Below are 2,845 nucleotides of genomic sequence, written 5' to 3' on the forward strand. Positions count from 1 at the left end.
TGCTGGTTACCGGGCCGGTCGGCGATATCCTCGTCCCAGCGGCCAAGATGCGCACCGTCGACCACACCACCACCCCTGCCCAGCTGGAGGGGGTGGTGGCCGAAGCAGGCTTCTCCCGCTTCCCGGTCACCGGACCGCAAGGCACACTCCTGGGCTACCTCCACATCAAGGACACCCTGGGCGCCGCCAACCGCGACAAGCCCTTCCCGCGTACCGCCCTGCACACCGTCACCCGGGTCCGCATCGACACCCCGCTGGATGACACCCTCACCGCACTGCGGGCCATGGACAGCCACCTCGCCGCGGTGACCGGCGAGAAGGGTGCGGTGCTCGGCTTCGTCACCATGGAGGACGTGCTGTCGGAGTTGGTCGGCCGGGCTTCGGCGGCAGGGTGACCGGCGAGCCGCCAAACCGCTGAGCCGTTTCGTGCGTGCCCCGCACACGGCGGCCCGGCATGTGCACGCTCACAACCAGTGGGGTTTTCCAGGTCTGTAGATGCGTGGCTAGGGTGCGGGGAATGTTCTGCGACGGCGCGGTACCCCCATTCGCTGTAAGACGTGATTTCGCAGGTTCGGGTTCACTGCGGGGGGCATCTTGAGTGACACGCTGCGGTCGACGAGACGTCACGCGATGCCGCTGCCTCCGCAGCGGCCCACTGCAGCTCCCGAGAAGGCTTTCGGCGGAGGGGCGCCTGCGGGCGGCGAAGCGGGGGGTGCGGGGAAGCCGTCCAAGAAGCGGGACGCGTTCTTCGACAACGCGAAGTACCTGGCGATCGTCCTGGTGGCGATGGGGCACACATGGGAGCCGTTGCGAGGTGACAGCCGGGCCGCGGCCGCGCTGTACATCACCGTCTACACCTTCCACATGCCGGCGTTCATCGTCATCTCCGGCTACTTCTCCCGCAGCTTCGACGCGAGCCCGAACCGGATCAGACGCTTGGTCACCGGGATCGCTGTGCCGTACGTCCTGTTCGAGGTCGCGTACACCTTCTTCCAACGGTGGGCGGACGACGACCCGACATACCCCATCAGCCTGCTCGACCCCTGGTATCTGACCTGGTTCCTTGCCGCGCTGTTCATCTGGCGGCTGACCACTCCGTTGTGGAAGCTCGTGCGCTGGCCATCGCCGTCCCGGCGTCGGTTTCGCCCAACATCGGTGATGACCTCGATCTGCAGCGGGTGCTGCAATTCCTGCCCTTCTTCGTCCTCGGCCTCGTACTCAAGCCGGAGCATTTCTCGATGGTGCGCCGCAAGGAAGCGCGGCTCTTGGCGCTCCCGGTGTTCGCGATGGCGCTGGTCTTCGCGTACTGGGCAGCGCCGCGGATGAACGCGGCCTGGTTCTACCGCCGCGACAGCGCACAGGAGTTGGCCGCGCCCGGCTGGGCCGGCGGCGTCATGACGCTGGCGATGTTCGGCTGCTCGCTGGTCCTCGTGGCCTGCTTCTTCGCCTGGGTGCCGGGCCGCAAGCTGTGGTTCACGGCCCTTGGCGCCGGAACGCTCTACGGCTACCTGCTGCACGGTCTCCTCGCCAAGGGCTCGCGCTTCTGGAACTGGTACGACGACTACGCATGGGTGCACCAGCCACTCGGCGAGATCGCGGTCACCCTCGTCGCCGGGACAGTGATCACCCTCCTGTGCACACCACCGGTGCAGCGCATGTTCCGCTTCGCGATGGAACCGAAGATGGAATGGGCCTTCAAACGGGACGCGGCTGCCCTCGCCAAGACTCATCAGAGACAGGGCGGAAGGTCTCGGTGAGCCCCCCGGCCCGGCCTCCCGCCGTCCACTTCGAGCGGGTCGTCGAGACGCTGCCCGTGGGCCGCCAGGTCGTCACCATCCTGGACATCGGCCACCGGCCGGTGGGCAGCATCGAGTGCCGCGCTGGGACTGCTCGCCGTCTTCGTCCTGACCGCGGGCACCGGCTATTTCGTCGCCCAGGAATTCGCGTACGTATCCGCCGACCGCCTCGTCCTGGCACGCGAGGCCGAAGCGGGGGACAAGCGGGCCGCCCGCGCCCTGAAGGTGCTCGGGCATCTTTCCTTCATGCTGTCGGGCGCGCAGCTCGGCATCACCATCACCGGCCTGGTCGTCGGTTTCATCGCCGAGCCGTCGGTGTCCGCCCTGCTCAGGCCCGTGCTGAACGGGATCGGCATCCCCGAAGGCGCCGTCGGCGGCATCTCCCTCGTCCTCGCCTTCGTCCTTGCCACCGTCGTCCAGATGGTCCTGGGAAAGCTGGCACCGAAGAACCTCGCGCTCGCCGTGCCCGAGCGGCTCGCCAAGTCCCTGGCCTCCTCCACACTCGCCTATCTGAAGGTCGTCGGGCCGGTCGTGCGGATCTTCGACAGCGCCGCCGACCGGCTGCTGCGCCGCGTCGGGATCGAGCCCGTCGAGGAGTTGCACCACGGCGCGACCCTGGAGGAGCTCGGCCACCTCATCGGCGAGTCCCACGAGCAGGGCGAGCTGCCCAAGGACACCGCGACGCTCCTCGACCACACCCTGGAGTTCTCCGAGCGCACCCTGGGCGAGGTGATGGTGCCGCGCGCCGACGCCGTCTTCGTCCGCAAGGACGCGAGCGCGGCCGACGCGATCGAACTGATCGCCAAGCACGGCCACTCCCCCTACCCGGTCCTCGGCGACCGCCCCGACGACATCGCCGGCGTGCTCGGCGTCCGCGAACTGATGCAGCTGCCCGCCGAGAGTCTCACCGGAACCATGGCGGTCGCGGTCGCGCGGATGCGGGAGCGGGACGACGAGTTCGCCGTCGTCCTCGACGAGCACGGCGGCGTGGCGGGCATCGTCACGTACGAGGACATCGCCGAGGAACTGGTCGGCGACATCGCCGACGA

General features: G+C 68.5%; 2 protein-coding genes and 1 pseudogene. All 3 read left to right on the forward strand.

What is annotated here, in order from left to right:
* A partial coding sequence (locus tag ACFWY6_RS44945) for a CBS domain-containing protein (protein ID WP_384703579.1) occupies nt 1–395 on the forward strand: 395 nt, incomplete at its 5' end.
* A 235-nt stretch (nt 396–630) separates the two neighbouring features.
* Nucleotides 631–1,757 (forward strand): annotated as a pseudogene (locus ACFWY6_RS44950) (acyltransferase family protein).
* 123 nt (nt 1,758–1,880) lie between these two features.
* Nucleotides 1,881–2,845, forward strand: a 965-nt coding sequence (locus tag ACFWY6_RS44955) for a hemolysin family protein (RefSeq protein WP_384703582.1), incomplete at its 3' end; no start/stop codon positions are given.

Origin of the sequence: Streptomyces sp. NPDC059037 (assembly GCF_042740015.1) — a bacterium.
Taxonomy (GTDB): Bacteria; Actinomycetota; Actinomycetes; order Streptomycetales; family Streptomycetaceae; genus Streptomyces.